We start from the raw sequence: 16,142 nt of genomic DNA, 5'->3' as shown, positions 1-16,142 counted from the left end.
CCTAGAACCGCTTGAACTCGCCCGCTGCGGCGGGCTTGCCGTTGCGCGGCTCGGGCTGCGGCCAGGGGCGGTCCAGCGCCGGAAGCGGCGCGGGGGCCGGCGCGCGCAGGGGGAGGTGGCGCGGCGCGCTTCGCCGCTCCTCGCGCACGGTGAAGAAGCCCATGAGCTGCTGCAGGCCCTCCGCCTGCGACGCCAGCTCCTCGGCGGTGGAGCTGAGCTCCTCGGCCGCGGTGGCGTTCCGCTGCGTGACCTGGTCCACCACCCCCATGGCCTTGCTGACCTGCGAGACGCGGTCGCTCTGCTCCTGCGACGCCGCCGCCACCTCCTGCACCAGGTCGGCCGTCTTCTGGATGGCCGGGACGAGGTCGGTGATGAGCCGCCCGCTCTCCTCGGCCACCGAGAGCGAGCTCTCGGCCAGCGTGCCGATCTCGCCGGCGGCCTTCTGCGCGCGCTCGGCCAGCTTGCGCACCTCGGTGGCGACGACCGCGAAGCCCCGGCCGTGGTCGCCGGCGCGGGCGGCCTCGATGGCCGCGTTCAGCGCCAGCAGGTTCGTCTGATACGCGATCTCCTCGATGATCGAGATCTTCTCCGCGATGGAGCGCATGGCCGCGACCGTCTCGGTGACGGCCGTGCCGCTGCGGCCCGCGCTGCCCGCCTGGGCCTTCGCGGCGGTCTCGGTCTGGCGCGCGCTCTCCGCGTTCTGCGTGATGGAGGCGTGCATCGCCTCGAGCGAGGAGGTCGTCTCCTCCACGCTGGCGGCCTGCTCGCCGGTGCCCTGCGACAGCGTCTGGGCGGTGGAGGAGACCTGCGACGAGGCGCCGGCCAGCGCGTCGGCGCCGGCGCGCACCTCCGAGATCACCTGCGCCAGCTTCTCGCCCATGGTCTTCATGGCGGCGAGCAGCTTGCCCAGCTCGTCGCGGCCGGAGACCTCCACGGCGTCGCGCAGGTCGCCCGCCGCGATCCGGTCGGCGGCCTTCACCGCGCTGCCGAGCGGCAGGACGATGGTGCGCGTCACCCAGAACGAGAGCACGATCGCGATCACCGCGGTGGAGAGCAGCACCGCCACCACCAGCACCCGGGCCGACTCGTACATGGCGTGCCCGGCCTCGGCCGCCTCCTGCATCTGCGCGCCCTGCGCCTTCGTGTAGTCCGACCAGCCGAACTCGACCGCGGTCAGCGCCGGCACGAGGTCGTCGCGCGTCACGCGCTTGGTCTCGGCCAGGTTCAGCGTGCGGGCGGTCTCGAGCGTCTTCTGGAACGTCTTGCCGAGGTGGGCGCGGCGCACCGCGAGCTCCGCGAGCACCTGCTTGGTGCGCTCGTTGTCCACCACCGTGATGCCGCCCTCCATCGCGGCGAGCTTGTCGCCCTCCTCGTTCGCCCGCTGCGCCTCCTTGCGCAGCTCGAGGATGGTCTCGATGCGCCGGAGCGCCTCGGCGGGATCGTCGGTCGAGAGCATCACGCCGACGTGGTTCGCCTGCTGCGCCGTCACGTGCAGCCCGCGGATCGCCATCTCGAGCGAGCGGAGGCGCTGGCGCGCCACCTCGTCCAGCCCCTGGTCGAGCTGGGCCAGGCGCGACAGCGCGAAGAAGCCGACCGCCACGAACGCGGCGGTGACGAGCATGAAGGCGAAGGTGAGGCGGACGCCGATCGAGAACTTCCGCATGGTGACCTCTGGTGAAGAAGAGCGGGCGTGACGGGGTGGACCGCCGCCCCGCCGGGAGCCCGGCGGAGCGGCGATCCGGCCGCGGGCTAGATCACGCCCATCGCGGCGCGGAGCTGCGGGTGGAAGATGCGCTTCGGGATGACGCCGTAGATGCCCTTCTGCCCGTTCACCACCTGCGTCACGCGGAAGCTGACCGCGAGGCTGCAGAGGGCGTAGGCGTCGAGGCGGGTCAGGCCGGCGCGGGCCTCGAGGAAGTCGATCGCGTTCAGCAGGGCGATGCGGAACGCGGTGTCGAGGTCCGGGTTCGTGCCGTGGACGATCCAGGCGTCCGGCGTCTCGTGCATCGGCCAGGCGAGCGCGACCTGCTTGTGGAGGATCACGCGGACGCGGATCTCCTTCATCGCGGTCTCCATCGCGGTGAGCGTCACCTCGCCGTCGCCCTGGAGCGCGTGCGAGTCACCGGTGAAGATCTTGCCGCCGCGCTGGAACACCGGGACGAACAGGCGCGAGCCCTCGCCCGCCTCGCGGCAGTCCACGTTGCCGGCGTGCTGCCCCGGCGGCACCGAGCTGATGACGCCGTAGGCGTGGCCCGGGGGCGTGGGGAACACGCCGTTCGCCGGCGCGACGCCCATGGTGCCCTGGAACGGCGCGAGCCGGAGCTGGATGCCCGGCGCGAACTCCGAGGTGTTGTTGGCGGTGTCGAGGTCGAAGTACTTGGCCTGCCCCTGCGGGAACGCGTCGGGCAGCGCGCCGGTGCCGAGGGCGCCGGGGTTGTTGAAGCAGACCGCCCAGTCGGTGGGGCGGACGCGCAGGTACTGGATCTCGAGCACGTCGCCCGGCTCGGCGTCGCGCACGCCGACGGGGCCGATGATCGAGTGCGGCCCGACGCCCGGGTGGGCGAGGCGCAGCCGCGCGATCTCCTCGATCGGCATGCCCGGCTGCAGGTCGTTGAGGAAGTGGCTCCAGGTGTTCGGGTACGAGACCACGTCCCCGGACTCGATCTGGACGACATCGGGCAGGTTGGAGTCGAAGATGCCCCACTTCGTGGTCTCGTAGGTGGACTCGACCACGTGCACCCGGCCGCCGCCCTGCTGGAACAGGCTGTAGCCGCCGTTGCCCTCCGCGCGAGCGCGGGAGAGGACCGGCGCCGCCGCCGCCAGCGCGCCGAACAGGCCGCCGGCCTTCAGGAACCCGCGCCGGCTGCGCGCCGAGAGCAGGTGGTCCACGTCGTCGCCGCGCACCTCGTCGAGCCGCGTGAGGCGCTCGCCGCGCTGCTCGACGGCGAGGTCCACCTCGGCGCCCGACATCCCGCGCGTCGCGCTCGGCCCGCAGCAGCCGCAGATGCCGCCGTGGAAGTCGTGCGTCGCCCCGGCCTCGTGACTCTTGTCGTGCTTCACGCTCATTGACGCGTCTCCTGGCTGGTCCGTCCTCACCACGTCCGCCCCGTCGAAACGACGAAGCCCACGCGTGCTCTGGGCAGACGTGGGCTGGGGCCGGAGAACCGGTCTCGCCACGGCGGCCACGGCCGTCCGGCGTCGCCGGACCCGCGGCTTTGCGCTTCACCCTACGTGCGGGTGAATTGCCCTGAAGCGTGGTGCCCTTCACCGTAAGAGACTCCCCCCTAGGAGGTCAAGACTCAGCGTCGCAGTACCGTCGGTGTACCCAACGGGAGTCATGCGGGGGCCTGCGCGCGGCGCGCCGCCCCACGCACATCCGCTCACCGTGAACCGGGTCGCTCAGGGGCGCGTCGTGAGCGCGCCGAGCACGTGGGGACGGCTCCCGCCCCGATCGCGCAGCGCGAACCCGAGCCCCTCCGCGATCGCCCAGCGCCTCAGCGTCACGGCGGCCGGCAGCAGCACCGGCGCCCTGAACGAGGCGTCCAGCCGGACGGGCCCCGCTGGCAGCCCGGGGCCGAGCTCCGCGGCGATCCGCGCGAGCGACCACATGCCGTGCGCGATGGCCCGCTCGAAGCCGAACGCGCGGGCGGTGAGCGCGGAGAGGTGGATGGGGTTGAAGTCACCCGACGCGCGCGCGTACCGGCGCCCGATCGCGGCCGGCACGTCCCAGCGGCGCTCGTCCGCGCCGGCGGGATCCGCGTCCGCGGGCGCAGGTGGACCGCGGCCGGCGCCGGGGCGGCGAGCGAGCAGCACCGCCTCCTCCCGCCACGCCAGCTCACCGGCGGCCCATGCCTCGGTCACCAGGTCCAGCTCTTGGCCGCGCCCTGCCTCGCGCAGGCCCGAGAGCCGCGCGCGCAGCTCGAGCGGCACGCCCTCGGGCAGCGGTCGGAGCGCGTCGATCCGGTTGCGGAGGTGGACCAGCCCGAGCGCCCGCACCGGGAGCTCCGGCGCGGTGAGGAGCGCGAGGTGCAGCGGCCAGGCGAGCACGTGCGGATAGGTGACCGGCAGGTCGGGGCCGGCGGCGAACCCGCACACCTCGCGGTAGGCCGCGACCCGCCGCGGGTCGGAGCGGATCCCTGCCGCGCGCTGCTCCAGCGCGAACCCGCCCTGCCCCGGCGCGGCGACGCGGGGCTTCCGCGAGAGGAGCGCGCGGGCGTAGGCCGTCCAGGGACCGGGGGGCGGGGTGACGTGCACGGCCCTTCTTACCCGATCCGCCGCGCCGCGGCCCGCGCGGCGCCCCCCGCCGCGGGAAGGCAGGGGCGGACACGACCACCCGGCCGGTAGGGCGGGCGCCTGGGCGGGCGCCAGCGCGCGGTTACGCCCTCTCCGGCCGCGCACGATCCGTACGAACGTCGGATGTCTCCGCCATCGCCTCCGGCGTAGCGTGCGCGCCCATGTGCGACGACCGCCGCGTGCGGGGGCACGGCGGCGGCGGCGCCGAACGGTGCGGGCGATCGCTCGCGGAGGGACGACGGATGGCCTCGAGGAGCATGCGGACGAGGTTCGGTTCCATGGCGGGCGCGGCGGCGCTGGCGGCGGCGGTCGCCGGGTGCGGCGGGCAGGCGCCGGAGGACGACGCGGCGGCGGCCTCGGCGGCGGCGCGCGCCGCGTCGGAGGGCCAGGCGCTGGCGGCCGCGCGCGCCGCGAGCGCGCGCTACCACGACGTCGCGGTCGCCGAGGCGGAGGGCTTCGTGCCGCTGAGCCCGTGCGTCGCGTCGCCCGCCGGCGCCATGGGGATCCACTACATCAACCTGGCGCGGCTGCTCGATCCGTCGATCGAGGCGGACGCGCCCGAGGCCCTGCTGTACCTGCCCACCGCCGACGGGCTCGCGCTGGTGGGCGTCGAGTACGTCCTGCCCATCTTCCACGACGGCGCCCCCTGGATCGGGAGCACCCCGCCCGACGCCGCCGACGTTCCGCCGCGCCCGAGCTTGTTCGGCCAGGCGTTCCAGGGGCCGATGGAGGGCCATGGGCCCGGCGAGCCCTGGCACTACGACCTGCACGTCTGGATCTGGCGCAACAACCCGGAGGGCACGTTCGCGCAGTGGAACCCGGCGCTGTCCTGCCCCTGAACGACCGCTCGCGATCCGCGATCCCCGGCGGGGGTTCGCGGATCGCGCTCGGCCCGGCCGGTCAGAGCGCGTGAATCCATCCCCGGACCGAGCCAGGCGGTCGAGACGCGAGCAGCGCGAGGCGCGACGACCGAGCATGCCCGTCGGCATGTGAGGGAGGAGCAACGACGCGATGCGACGCGGATCGGCCGCCGCGGCGACGGGAGGGGATGGGTTCACGTGCTCTCAGGCCTCCTCGCGCGCGCCACCGGCCAGGATCGCGCCGGGCCCGGCGGCGCGGGCGCGCTCGGGCGGGCGCGCCGCGGCGAGGCGCGCGAACAGCTGCGCGCGGCTGCGGGCGCCGGTCTTGTCGAAGACGTGGGTGAGGTGGTCGCGCGCGGTGTAGGGCGAGATGCCCAGCGCCGCCGCGATCTCCTTGGTGCAGAGCCCCTGCAGCGTGAGCTGCAGCACCCGGCGCTCCGCCGGCGTCAGCCCGAACGCGCAGACCTGCAGCTCGGCCAGCTCCACCGGCGCAGCCGGCTCGATCAGCGCGGCGAGCTCCACGCCCGCGCGGCCGGCGGGCCGGAAGCCGTGCACGGTCAGCCAGCGTCCGGAGCGCGCGCGGGCCCGCACCCGCGGCGGCCCGGCCGCCTCCCCCGCCTCCCCCGCCTCGTCGCGCCGGCGCGCGGCGGCGGCGACCGCCTGGAGCACCAGCGGCGGCGCCGCCCCGTCCGCGCCCAGCTCCTCCAGCCAGCGCTCCGCGGCCGCATCGGCCGCGACCCGCTCCAGCCCGGGCCCGAGCAGCACCAGCCCCGGCGCGTCCTCCGGCGCGCGCGCCGACGCGCCCTCCAGGAGCAGCGACGCGCGGAGCGCCTCCGCGAGGCTCCGGGCGATGCGCCCCAGCGCCTCGGCCTCGGGCCCCGTGAACTCCGGCCGCCCGCGCTCGCGGTACAGGTCGAGCCAGGCCCAGCAGCCGCCGCCCGCCACGCACGCGCTGCGCGCCTGGCGGCCGAGCCCGATGGGCGCGAGCACCTCGCGGAAGCGGGCGCTCCGCTCCGGACGGCCGGCGGTGCTCACGCCGAGGACGCCCACGTGCCGCCGCCCGCGGGCGAGCGCGGACAGCTTGTCGTAGTCGTCCTCGCGGATCTCGTTGTCGAGGATGGCGGCGCAGTAGCGGTCGGGCAGCTCGTGGAGCACGCCGGTGGTGGGCAGGAGCGTGGCCGGGTCGGTGGCCGCGAACGCCGCCGCCTCGAACGGGATCGCGTCCGCGACGCGGCCGCGGGCGGCCTCCCACAGCGTGGTCCAGGGCAGGCCCCGCCGGCAAAGCGCCGCCACGTCCCGCTCCACGCGCTCCGTCCCCGCCCGGCGATCCGGCATGCGGCCCCCTCGCCCGGGGCGCGCGGCGCCGCCGGTGCCGGTCCCCATAGCGGCCGCGCCCGCCGCGGCGCCAGCGCCCGCTCCAACTGGTTCGCGGCGGACGGCGCGGCCCATGCCCCGACGGCCGTCGGATGGTGGCCGGCCAACGCCGGCGCGAGATTCGGCGAGGCGCGGCGGCGGAGCCGGCCGGCAGAGGAGGCGACATGACCCAGGACGAGATGGATCGGCTGGTGAACCGGCACTTCGAGCAGGAGGCGCACGACGATCTCGACGGCGTCCTCTCCACGTTCACCGAGGACCTGCAGCACCGCTGCGTGGGATCGACCTGGGGGCCGCTCTCCGGGAAGGAGGCCGCCCGGGGCTTCTACCGCCAGCTCTTCGAGGACCTGCGCGGCGAGGGCGTGCGCCCCATCGCGCGCCGGTACGGCGAGGGGTTCCTGGTGGACGAGACCGAGTGGACCGGGACGATCGCCGACGCGAGCTTCTGCGGGCTGGCCGGTTGGTCCGGACGGGCCACGTTCCGAATGCTGCACGTGTTCGAGCTGCGCGGCGACCGGATCTCGCGCGAGGAGCTGTGGTTCGACGTGGCCGCGCTCCGGGCGCAGCTCGCGCCGCCGGTGCGCGGCCAGCGCGGCGACGCGGCGGCGGCGCGCGGCGCCGCGACCCCGGGGTGATCGGGCCGCGCGCCCGTCGACCTGGCGCGTCCGCGCGATCCCGGATCGCCGCCGGCGCGCCCGCGTCGCCGCAGGGGCCCGGGGGCTCAGGGAGGCGGCACCGGCTCCACCGCCGGCGCGCGGCGCGCCCGACGCGCGGCGGCCTCCGCGAGCAGTCGCTCGAGCTGGTCGAGGTCGGGCGGCTTCGCGAGGTGGGCGTCGAACCCGGCGTCGCGCGCGCGCTGCACGTCGTCGGGCTGCGCATACCCGGTGAGCGCCACCGCGTACGTGGCGGCGCCTCCGGGCACGGCGCGGACGCGCGCCACCACCTCGTAGCCGTTCAGGTCGGGCAGCCCCACGTCGCAGATGAGCGCGTCCGGCAGCCGCTCCCGGACGGCCTCGATCCCCTGGCGTCCGTCGGCGGCGAGGCGGACCTCGTGCCCCTGCATGCGCAGGATCTCGCCCAGCGTCTCACGCCCGTCGGCCTCGTCCTCCACGAGCACCAGGTCGAGGCGCGGGACGGCGGGCGTCGGGGCTCGCCCGGCGACGCCGGCGTGCTGCGGGGCCAGCGGGAGCGTCACCACCAGCTCCGCGCCGCGGCCGGCCCCCTCGCTCCGGGCGACGACCGTCCCGCCGTGCATGCCCACCAGGCTGCGCACCAGCGAGAGGCCGATCCCCATCCCCCCGCGCGCGGTCCAGCGGGTGCGCTCCGCCTGGGCGAACGGCTCGAAGATCGCCTCCAGGAGGCCCGGATCGATCCCGACGCCGGTGTCTCGGACCCGCAGCACGCAGCTCCCACCCTCCGCGCGCACGGTCACGGCCACCCGCCCGCCGGGCGGCGTGAACTTCGCCGCGTTCGTGAGCAGGTTGCCCGCGATCTGGGCGAGGCGCGTCGGATCGGCGTCCACCCACACCGGCTGATCGTCCAGGTCGAGGTGCAGCGCCGGCCCGCGCTCGTCGAACAGGGGCCGGAGGTCGTCGCAGGTGCGGCGCACCACCTCGCGGGCGTCGAGCACCGTGCGCTGCAGCGCGATCTTCCCGAAGTTCACGCGGCTGAGGTCGAGCAGGTCGTCCACCAGCTTGGCGAGGTGATCCGCCTGCCGCTCGATGACCGCGCGCGCCCGCTCCGCCTGCGGTCCGCCGGGCGGCGCGTGGTGCAGCAGGTAGACCGCGTTGCGGATCGGCGCGAGCGGGTTGCGCAGCTCGTGCGAGAGCACCGCCAGGAAGTCCGTCTTCCGCCGATCCGCGTCGCGCAGCGCCTGCTCGCGCCGGCGGTGCTCGATCAGATCCGCGGCCTGCCTGGCCAGCAGGTCGAGCATCCGCAGCGTCACGTCGTCCGGCCGGTGCGGCTCGCGCCAGTGCGTGGAGATCATCCCGAGCGGCCGCCCGTCGCGGGCGATGAGCGGCGTGGACTGCAGCGCCCGCACGCCGGCGTCCTCGAGCAGCCGCTGCGCCTGCGTCCCGGCGAGGTGCGGGCACGCGCGCGCATCCTCCACCACGTGCCGCTCCTTCCCGCGCAGCCGCTCGGGGCAGGCGACGGGATCGTCGGGCACCTCCGCGAGCGACCGCACCACGTCGGGCGGGAAGCCGCGCTGCGCCACGAGGCGGAGCGCGGAGGAGCCCTCCTCCAGGATGTGGAGCGTCCCCATGCGCGCGCCCGCCACCGCCAGCGCCGCGTCCATCACGGCCTCGAGCAGCGTGGGGAGCGCGTCCTCGCTCACCAGCCGGGCGGACACCTCGTGCAGCCGCTCCAGCGCGGAGCGATCGGCCAGGAGCCGCGCCTCCGCGTCCATGCGCTCCGTGATGTCGAACACCAGCCCCGCGCTCCGGTCCGGGCGGTGCCCGCTCCGGGTGACCGCGGTGATCACCAGCCGCACCCAGCGCCAGCCCTCCCGGCCGCGCACCCGCAGCTCGCGCTCGAGCTCGGCGGCCTTGCCGGTGGCGTACTCGGCCATCGCGGACACGAAGCCGGGCGCGTCCTCGGGGTGCAGCCGCTCCATCAGCCAGGGCACGAGCGCCGGGCAGACCGGGAGCGCCTCCGGCGCGAAGCCCAGGATCTCCGCCATCCGCGGCGTGGCGAAGCCGCTGGAGAGATCGGCGGAGTGCTCGAAGTAGGCGGCCCCGGAGGCGCGGATGACCTCCCTCAGCTTGCGCTCGCTCTCCCGCAGGTGCTCCTGGAGCTGCTTGTGCGCGGTGACGTCGGTCACGTAGCCGTGCCAGATCACCCCCTCGCCGGATTCCGGCTGCGGCGACGACCAGCCCTCGATCCAGCGCAGCCCGCGCGTCGGGTGCTGGTACCGGAACACGTCGTGCCAGCGCGAGAGCGTCCGGGCGGACGCTGCGATCCGCCGGACCACGCCGGGCAGGTCGTCGGGGTGGACGTTGCGCGCCCAGGCGGACATGTCCCGCGCGAGCTCCTCGCGCGACACGCCGTACAGCTCCTCCGCGGCGGGCGTCGCGAAGGGCATCGAGGCGGTGCCGTCCGGCCGGAGCCGGAACGAGCAGATCACGCCCGGCACGCTCTCGGCCAGCTTCGCGAACTGCTCGCGCAGGGACACCTGCGGATCGGCCGAGGTCGGGCCCGTCGCCTCCTCGCGCGAGGGCTCGCTGCCGGCGGGCGGCTCTGCCTCGCGGCGGGGCATGCCTGCGATCTGGTCAGCGTGGCGCCGCGCCGCAGGACCCTGGGGGCCGAACCCTGGGTCCTGCCTCCGCCGGGCGGGCTCCGCGCATCGCGGCGCGAAGCTTCCGGGGGCGCCCGTCGGCACTAGGCGCTTCTGGAACCGCGCCGCCGTGCGCCCCCGGCGCGGCGCCGGGGCCGCGGCGCTCGGCGCCGCGACCCCGGGTGATCCCTCACGCGATCTTCTCGAACCGCGACGCGGGCGTGCCGCACACCGGGCACTTGTCGGTGGGGACGCCGAACTCGACGTCGCCGCAGACCGGGCACAGGTACACGTCCATCTTCGACAGGTCCTGCCCGGCCTCGAGCGCCGCAAGCGCCTGCTTGAACAGGGTGGCGTGCACCTTCTCCACCCGGTTCGCCCAGTCGAGCATGGTCTTCGCCTTGTGCTGCTCGGCGATGGCCTGCTCGACCATGGGCGGGTACATCTCGGTGTACTCGTAGGTCTCGCCCGCGACCGCCTCGCGCAGGTTCTCGAGCGTCGAGCCGACGCCGCCCATGTTCTGCAGGTGGGCCAGCGCGTGGATCGTCTCGGCGTCGGCCGCCGCGCGGAACAGGCGGGCGATCTGCGGGTAGCCCTCCTTCTCCGCCTTCCTCGCGAACGCGAGGTACTTCCGGTTGGCCTGGCTCTCGCCGGCGAACGCGACCTCCAGGTTCTCCGCGGTGGTGGGCATCGGCTGTCTCCTCCTGCGTGTGGGTGGACGATCGCGCGTCGGGATCGGGGACGCCGCCCGGCGGCCCGCGCTACCCGGCCGCCGGCGTGCGCGCCTGGCCGCGGCGCTGGGCGAACCCGCCCCAGGCCAGGAACGCGATCTCGGCCAGCGCGATGAGCACCATCCAGATCACGATGGGCGAGTCGCCGAAGCCGTACGCGTGGAGCCCGGTCCCGAGGACGTAGTTCACCCCGAGGTACGTCATGAGGATGGTCTGGAAGGCGATGATGCTCCAGGCCGCCACGCCGAAGCGGCCGAGGAGCCGGTCGGAGCGGCCGTGCAGGATGGCCATGTACGCGAGGAACGCGACCAGCGACCAGACCTCCTTCGGATCCCAGCCCCAGTACCGGCCCCAGGACGACGCCGCCCAGATCGAGCCGGTGAGGATGCCGGCGATGAGCAGGATCGAGCCGACCATCGTGTACCAGTAGTTCAGGTCGGCCATCTTCTCGATGAGGTCCTCGCGCCTGGGCGCCAGCGCGCCGAACGCGATCTGCATGTGCGCGATGATCACCCCGAGCGCCAGCACCGCGTAGCTCACCATGATGATGGGCACGTGGATGGCGAGCCAGGGCGTGCCGGTGAGCACCGGCGGCATCGGGTGGATGAAGCCGTCCATGGGCAGCAGGTCCACCAGGAGCATGGTGAGCGTGGCGCCGGCGCTCGCGTTCACGAGCACCAGGCGGTTGCGGATGAAGACGAGCGCGACGAGCGCGAACAGGCCCACGCCCCACGCCAGGAACAGCATCGACTCGTACATGTTGGACGCGGGCACGCGGCCGCCCACCGCCCAGCGCGTGCCGAGGCCCCAGGTCATCACCCCGAACCCGATCACCAGCAGCACCGCGGCCGCCGCGTCGAGCGTGCGGTTCCGCGTGCGCCAGCCGGCGATCGCGGCCACCAGCGCGCCCACCAGCACGATCCAGGCGATGCGGCTCGGGCGCGTGGCATTGTACGAGACCTCGCGATCCATCGCGGCGGCAGACGGCCAGCCCTCCAGGCGCGGCCCGCGGGCCACCTCGAGCAGGCCGGGCAGCCCGGGCTGCGGCGCCGGGTTCCAGCGCGCCTCGGCCGGCCCGCCCACCGGCACCGGCCGCACGCCGCCGGAGATGAGATCGCCCATCCGCTGGGCGCGCTCGTAGAGCTTCTCGACGTCGGCGAGGACGCCGCGGCGCGGCTCGTTGCGCGCCTCCTGCTCGGAGGCCTGCCGCATGAGCTGCCCGAACTGCGGGCTGCGCGCCACCTGCACCAGCGCCGCGTGCGTGGCGCCGGGCAGGCCGATCGCCGCGGCGAGTTCGGCGTCGTCGAGCGCGATCACCGGATCCTCGGCGGCGAGCTGCGGGTTGGCCAGCCAGCCCGCCGCCACGGCCACCGCGTCCCGGCCCTGCCACTGCCGCCGCCCGGTGATCTTCCAGACGTTCTCGCGCGCCCAGGTGTCGAGCGGCATGAGGCGGCCGTCGGCCTGCACCGGCAGGCGGCGCAGCGCCGCCATGTCGGCGTCCATCAGCAGCATGCGGGGCGTCTCTACCTCGCGTTTCGTCACCTCGTCCGCCGCGGCGGCGGGGCGCGCCAGCGCGAGCACGGCCAGGCTCGCGAGCAGCGCGGCGGCGCGGCGGCGCTGCACGATGCGGGTGCCGAACACCACGCACATGCCCAGCACCAGCAGCACGTAGCCGGCGAAGACGATGGGCTGGCCCGGGTCCTTCGACACCGAGAAGACCGACGCCTCGCGCCCGTTCTCCTGCTGGTAGCTCGACTGGAAGATGGTGTACCCCGCCACCTCCAGCGGGTGGTTCATCCAGAGCGCGCCGGGCGTGCCGGCCCCGGTCTGCGCGTCGAGGATGACCACGTAGCTGCGGAACTGCGCCGGGCGCATCGTCCCCGGGTAGTGGTCGATCTGGAAGTCCATCAGCCGGACCGAGAACGGCAGCGTGTGTCGCGCCACCAGCTGGCCGTTCTCCACCTGGTCGATCTCGTTGCCGGTCTGGCCCTCCCACAGGCCGAGCGTCCCCTCCACCTTGAAGAAGTAGGTGACGAGCGCGCCGACCAGGATCAGCACCAGCGAGCCGTGGGTGAGCAGGTAGCCGATCCGCATCTTCCCGTACGGGAACAGCGCGACGAGCGACGCGACCACGTTCACCGTGAACAGCGCCTGGAGCGCCAGGAACCAGGGCGCGTAGTAGACGAGCCGACCCGCCACCTCGACGCCGGACCGCGACTCGATGATCGTGCCCGCCGACAGCCCGAGCAGCAGCAGCACGAGCAGGATCACGGCGAGCTTGAGGGAGGACAGCAGGGCGAGGAGCTTCGGCATCGAACGACCTCTGCAGCGGAAGGGCTCCGGGCCGGGGTGTGTGCCGGCGCGGCGCTTTCGGGGGAAAGCGGCGGCATGGTACCACCAGGGGCGTCCCGGACGCGCACCGAACCGGCGGCCGACGGACGGCGCGGCGCAGGGGTAAGTGGCCGAGGCGAGGGCTCTTCTGGCGGGCGTGGGCGGGGCGCGACATCGCGCCGCAGGGGCCCGTCAGCGCCGCGGACCGCGTCGCGGGCCGCCGGGGCGGGGCCCGGGTCCGCGACCGTGCTGGGAGGGCGTCCCCGACCCGGGGCGCGGCGGCTGCGCGTGGCCGGGCCGGTCGCGTGGGCCGGCGAGCGGCAGGCGCTCGACGCGGATCACCTCGGGTCCGGGGGCGGCACCGGCGCGGCGCCGTTCGCCGCCGCGATCCCCGCCGTGCTCGCGGCGATCGGCTGGGCGGCCCCCGCGGTCTGCAGGGCGGGCGCCGCGGTCGCCGGGGCGGCCGCCGCGATCGCCGGGGCCCGGCCCGCGCTGCCGGTTCCCGGGGGCGCGCCGCTGCGGCGCGTCCCCATGCGCGGGTGCAGCGCGCGCGGGCGCCGCGTGCGTGGGCGCGGGCGCCGGCTGCGTGGGCGCGGCGTGCGGAGCCGCGGCGTGCGGCCGCTGGGGCTGTCCACGACCACCGGCGCGGGCGGACGGGTGCGCGGGAGCGCGCGGCGCGGGCTCCGGCGCGCGGCCGGACGGGACGAAGTCGGGGGTCAGCTCGCGCCGGACGTACGCACGCCAGATCTCCCGCGCGTCGCCCGCGGCGGCGTGGAGCGCGGGATCGAGGGCGGCGAAGAAGCGGCGCAGGTTCTCGAGGTCGCGCCGGAAGAACGCCTCCGCCTGGCCGTTGTGCGCGGCGCCGACCACCTGCGGGAAGTCGATCACCACCGGGCCGTCGTGCCCGAGCAGCACGTTGTACGGCGACAGGTCGCCGTGGATGAGGTCGCAGCAGAGCATGCGCACCGCCTGCGCGCGCAGGTCGGCGTAGAGCGCGGCGGCGCGCTCGCGCGGCACGCGCGCGTCCACCAGGCGCGGCGCGGGGTGGCCGTCCGGCCCGACGACCAGCTCCATGAGCAGCACGCCCTCGTAGAACAGCACCGGGCGCGGGACCCGCACGCCCGCGGCGTGGAGCGCGTGCAGCGCGTCGGCCTCGCGCGCCTTCCACGCCTCCTCCGCGGCCGCCTGGCCGAAGCGGCTCCCACGGTCCATGGCGCGCTGCGTGCGGCTGTCGCGGACGCGGCGGCCCTCGCGGTAGGCCGCGTCGTTGCGGAAGGTGCGGGTCTGGCGGGCCTTGTAGACCTTGGCCGCGACCACCTCGCCGCCGGCCTGGACGAGCCAGACCTCGGCCTCCTTGCCGGTCTTCAGGCGCGCGCCGACGGCTTCGACCACGCCGTCGGCGAGGAGCGGTGCGAGCGGGTCGTGCATGCGCGAGAGGGCGCTACTTCTTCGGCGCGCCGCCGCCGGGGCCGCCGGGACCGCGCCCGCCGCCCGGGCCACCCGGCCGCCGGCCGCCGCCGCCCGGCCGCCCGCGCCCGCCGCCGCGCTCGTTGCGGCGGTCCTCGCGCAGCGAGTCCATGGAGAAGCCGCCGGTCGCCGCGCCGGCTCCCTTGCCGCCACCGCCGCGGCCGCCGCCTCCCCCGCCCCGGCCGCCGCGACCACCCCGGCGCCCGCCGCGATCGTCGCGGTCGCCGCCGGCCGTCTGCTTCATGCTCGCGGGGAACAGGTCCACCAGGAACTGGTGGTCGCCGAGCGTCTTGGCGCCGGCGACCGGCTCCTCGACCCCGAAGACCCGGACCAGCCGGACGTCCTCGGCGCGGCGTCCCACCACCTCGACCGCGGCGCGGAGGAGCGCCAGGCGATCGCCGGACACCCCGGTCGCCCCGGACACCGCGGCGTCGAGCGCGGCCTTCACGGCCTCGCTCTCGCCCTGGGGCGCCGGCGCGGCGGGCGCCGCGGCCTCGGGCTGCGCGACCGCCTCGGGCTGCGCGTCGGTGGCCGGTGCCGCCTCGGCCGACGCGGCCGCCTCGGGAGCGGCGTCGGGCGCCGCCTCGGGCGTGGCCGCGGGGGCAGGCGCCGCCGCGACGGGCTCGGGCTCGGCCGGGAGGTTGCGCCGCGCGGCCGCGATCGCCGCCGCCGCCGTCCGGATGAGGGTGCCGCTCAGCTCGGTCAGGGTCTTCATGGGGCCGTAGCCATACACCATCGGCCGGCGCCGACAAAGCGCCGCGGGGACCCGGCTCCGCGCCGGCCTAGGGCCTGGGCGGCGGGTGCTGGCGGGCCCAGGCCTGGAACCGGCCGGCGGCCCCCTGGAGGCGGGGCGAGGCGGTCGCCCAGGAGAAGGACCGGGTGAGCCGCAGGTCGCGCAACGGGAGGATGCGCAGCGTGCCGGCGGCCACCTCGAGCTGGACGCTCCAGCGCGAGACGAACGCCACGCCCAGCCCCGCCACCGCGGCCATCTTGATGGACTGGTTGGAGCCGAACAGGAGCTCGGACCGCCGCACCGAGCGAGCCCCGAGGACGCCGGCCAGCGCCTCCTCCACCAGCGCGCGGGTGTTGGACCCGGGCTCGCGCAGCAGCAGCGGCGCCGAGGCGAGGTCGGCCGCGCGGGAGATGCGCAGCAGGTCGCGGGCGGATGCGGCGGCGACCGCCACCAGCTCGTCCTCCAGGTAGCGCTCCAGGTGGACGCGGGGCGAGCGCAGCCGGCCCTCCACGATCCCGAGCGGCACCTTGCCGTCGGCCACCCACTCCAGCACGCGCGCGGTGTTCGCGACCTGCATCCGGAACGGGGCGCGCCCGTGCACCGCCCGGTAGCCGGCGACGAGCGGCGGGACGACGTAGGAGGCGGTGGTCATGCTCGCGCCGAGCACCACCTCCTCGCCCACGCCCGGCTCCTCCAGGAACGCGCCCTCCACCTCGCCGAGCAAGGCGTGCACCTGCTTCGCGGTGTCGAGCAGCCGCAGCCCCCAGTCGTTGGGGGTGACGCCCTTCGACGAGCGGACCAGCAGCGCGCGGCCGCACTCCTCCTCGAGCGCGCGGATCTGCGCGGTCACCGCCGGCTGCGACAGGTGGAGCAGCTTGGCGGCGGTGGAGATCTTCCGGGCCTGCGCGACCACGCGGAAGGTCTCGAGCTTGCGGGGATCGAGGCGGCGCACCCGCGCAGGCTATCAGATCCCCTGCGCGGCCGGGAGCCGGCCATCAGCTCTGCCTATGGTCCATCCGATCTTGCGTGGAGGCGCGGCGCGCGCGGGGGCGCATCATCGCCTCCGGAACACGCCGGGC

General features: G+C 75.7%; 12 protein-coding genes and 1 riboswitch. Of the genes, 2 read left to right on the top strand and 10 right to left on the bottom strand.

Translation table 11 applies throughout. The features are described from left to right. Position 1: 1 nt before the first annotated feature. The 3 genes from ANAEK_RS08480 to ANAEK_RS08470 all read right to left on the bottom strand — a co-directional run bounded on the left by ANAEK_RS08480 (position 2) and on the right by ANAEK_RS08470 (position 4,254). A complete protein-coding gene (locus ANAEK_RS08480; RefSeq protein ID WP_012525738.1) occupies positions 2–1,663 on the bottom strand; it encodes a methyl-accepting chemotaxis protein in 1,662 nt (553 codons plus the stop codon). An 86-nt stretch (positions 1,664–1,749) separates the two neighbouring features. Then, on the bottom strand, positions 1,750–3,066 hold the full coding sequence (locus tag ANAEK_RS08475) for an acetamidase/formamidase family protein (RefSeq protein ID WP_012525737.1): 1,317 nt from the start codon (positions 3,064–3,066) through the stop codon (positions 1,750–1,752). 108 nt (positions 3,067–3,174) lie between these two features. Next, positions 3,175–3,257, bottom strand: a riboswitch (cyclic di-GMP riboswitch). Positions 3,258–3,399: 142 nt separating this feature from the next. Further along, positions 3,400–4,254 (bottom strand): MaoC family dehydratase, encoded by an 855-nt coding sequence (locus ANAEK_RS08470; RefSeq protein WP_012525736.1) that lies wholly within the window; start codon positions 4,252–4,254, stop codon positions 3,400–3,402. A 317-nt stretch (positions 4,255–4,571) separates the two neighbouring features. Here ANAEK_RS08470 and ANAEK_RS08465 point away from each other — a divergent pair, with 317 nt between their 5' ends. Then, entirely contained in the window at positions 4,572–5,132 is a 561-nt protein-coding gene (locus ANAEK_RS08465) for a hypothetical protein (protein ID WP_232288405.1), read from the top strand. Between the two features lie 225 nt (positions 5,133–5,357). On the opposite strand, the gene ANAEK_RS08460 is transcribed toward ANAEK_RS08465, so the two are convergent. Beyond that, entirely contained in the window at positions 5,358–6,488 is a 1,131-nt protein-coding gene (locus ANAEK_RS08460) for a LuxR C-terminal-related transcriptional regulator (protein WP_012525734.1), read from the bottom strand. 203 nt (positions 6,489–6,691) lie between these two features. Here ANAEK_RS08460 and ANAEK_RS08455 point away from each other — a divergent pair, with 203 nt between their 5' ends. Continuing rightward, entirely contained in the window at positions 6,692–7,162 is a 471-nt protein-coding gene (locus ANAEK_RS08455; protein ID WP_012525733.1) for a nuclear transport factor 2 family protein, read from the top strand. Between the two features lie 86 nt (positions 7,163–7,248). Here the strand turns inward: ANAEK_RS08455 and ANAEK_RS08450 are convergent, their stop codons facing one another. The 6 genes from ANAEK_RS08450 to ANAEK_RS08425 all read right to left on the bottom strand — a co-directional run bounded on the left by ANAEK_RS08450 (position 7,249) and on the right by ANAEK_RS08425 (position 16,015). Continuing rightward, complete coding sequence (locus ANAEK_RS08450) at positions 7,249–9,783, bottom strand: ATP-binding protein (protein ID WP_012525732.1); 2,535 nt, start codon at positions 9,781–9,783, stop codon at positions 7,249–7,251. A gap of 208 nt (positions 9,784–9,991) precedes the next feature. Further along, positions 9,992–10,492: a rubrerythrin family protein gene (locus ANAEK_RS08445; protein ID WP_012525731.1), complete on the bottom strand. Its 501-nt coding sequence runs from the start codon at positions 10,490–10,492 to the stop codon at positions 9,992–9,994. A gap of 70 nt (positions 10,493–10,562) precedes the next feature. Beyond that, positions 10,563–12,845 carry a cytochrome c biogenesis protein CcsA gene (gene ccsA / locus ANAEK_RS08440; RefSeq protein WP_012525730.1) on the bottom strand — a complete coding sequence of 761 codons (2,283 nt, stop codon included), beginning with the start codon at positions 12,843–12,845 and terminating at the stop codon, positions 10,563–10,565. Positions 12,846–13,055: 210 nt separating this feature from the next. Next, the gene (locus ANAEK_RS08435) at positions 13,056–14,291 is read right to left on the bottom strand and encodes an RIO1 family regulatory kinase/ATPase (RefSeq protein ID WP_012525729.1); all 1,236 of its coding nucleotides are present in this window, start codon (positions 14,289–14,291) and stop codon (positions 13,056–13,058) included. Between the two features lie 13 nt (positions 14,292–14,304). After that, a complete protein-coding gene (locus ANAEK_RS23605) occupies positions 14,305–15,045 on the bottom strand; it encodes a translation initiation factor 2 (RefSeq protein ID WP_304411952.1) in 741 nt (246 codons plus the stop codon). A gap of 67 nt (positions 15,046–15,112) precedes the next feature. After that, positions 15,113–16,015 carry a LysR family transcriptional regulator gene (locus ANAEK_RS08425; RefSeq protein ID WP_012525727.1) on the bottom strand — a complete coding sequence of 301 codons (903 nt, stop codon included), beginning with the start codon at positions 16,013–16,015 and terminating at the stop codon, positions 15,113–15,115. Between the last annotated feature and the right edge of the window lie 127 nt (positions 16,016–16,142).

It is taken from the genome of Anaeromyxobacter sp. K (assembly GCF_000020805.1).
Taxonomy (GTDB): domain Bacteria; phylum Myxococcota; class Myxococcia; order Myxococcales; family Anaeromyxobacteraceae; genus Anaeromyxobacter; species Anaeromyxobacter dehalogenans.
Note: the sequence above shows the minus strand (reverse complement) of the source record. Positions and strands in the feature narration are given on the sequence as shown.

Bases quoted from the DNA above. Each gene is read 5' to 3' on its own strand.
- ANAEK_RS08480 (WP_012525738.1), bottom strand. From the start codon at position 1,663: ATGCGGAAGTTCTCGATCGGCGTCCGCCTCACCTTCGCCTTCATGCTC.
- ANAEK_RS08475 (WP_012525737.1), bottom strand. From the start codon at position 3,066: ATGAGCGTGAAGCACGACAAGAGTCACGAGGCCGGGGCGACGCACGAC.
- ANAEK_RS08465 (WP_232288405.1), top strand. From the start codon at position 4,572: ATGGCGGGCGCGGCGGCGCTGGCGGCGGCGGTCGCCGGGTGCGGCGGG.
- ANAEK_RS08460 (WP_012525734.1), bottom strand. From the start codon at position 6,488: ATGCCGGATCGCCGGGCGGGGACGGAGCGCGTGGAGCGGGACGTGGCG.
- ANAEK_RS08455 (WP_012525733.1), top strand. From the start codon at position 6,692: ATGACCCAGGACGAGATGGATCGGCTGGTGAACCGGCACTTCGAGCAG.
- ANAEK_RS08450 (WP_012525732.1), bottom strand. From the start codon at position 9,783: ATGCCCCGCCGCGAGGCAGAGCCGCCCGCCGGCAGCGAGCCCTCGCGC.
- ANAEK_RS08445 (WP_012525731.1), bottom strand. From the start codon at position 10,492: ATGCCCACCACCGCGGAGAACCTGGAGGTCGCGTTCGCCGGCGAGAGC.
- ccsA (WP_012525730.1), bottom strand. From the start codon at position 12,845: ATGCCGAAGCTCCTCGCCCTGCTGTCCTCCCTCAAGCTCGCCGTGATC.
- ANAEK_RS08435 (WP_012525729.1), bottom strand. From the start codon at position 14,291: ATGCACGACCCGCTCGCACCGCTCCTCGCCGACGGCGTGGTCGAAGCC.
- ANAEK_RS23605 (WP_304411952.1), bottom strand. From the start codon at position 15,045: ATGAAGACCCTGACCGAGCTGAGCGGCACCCTCATCCGGACGGCGGCG.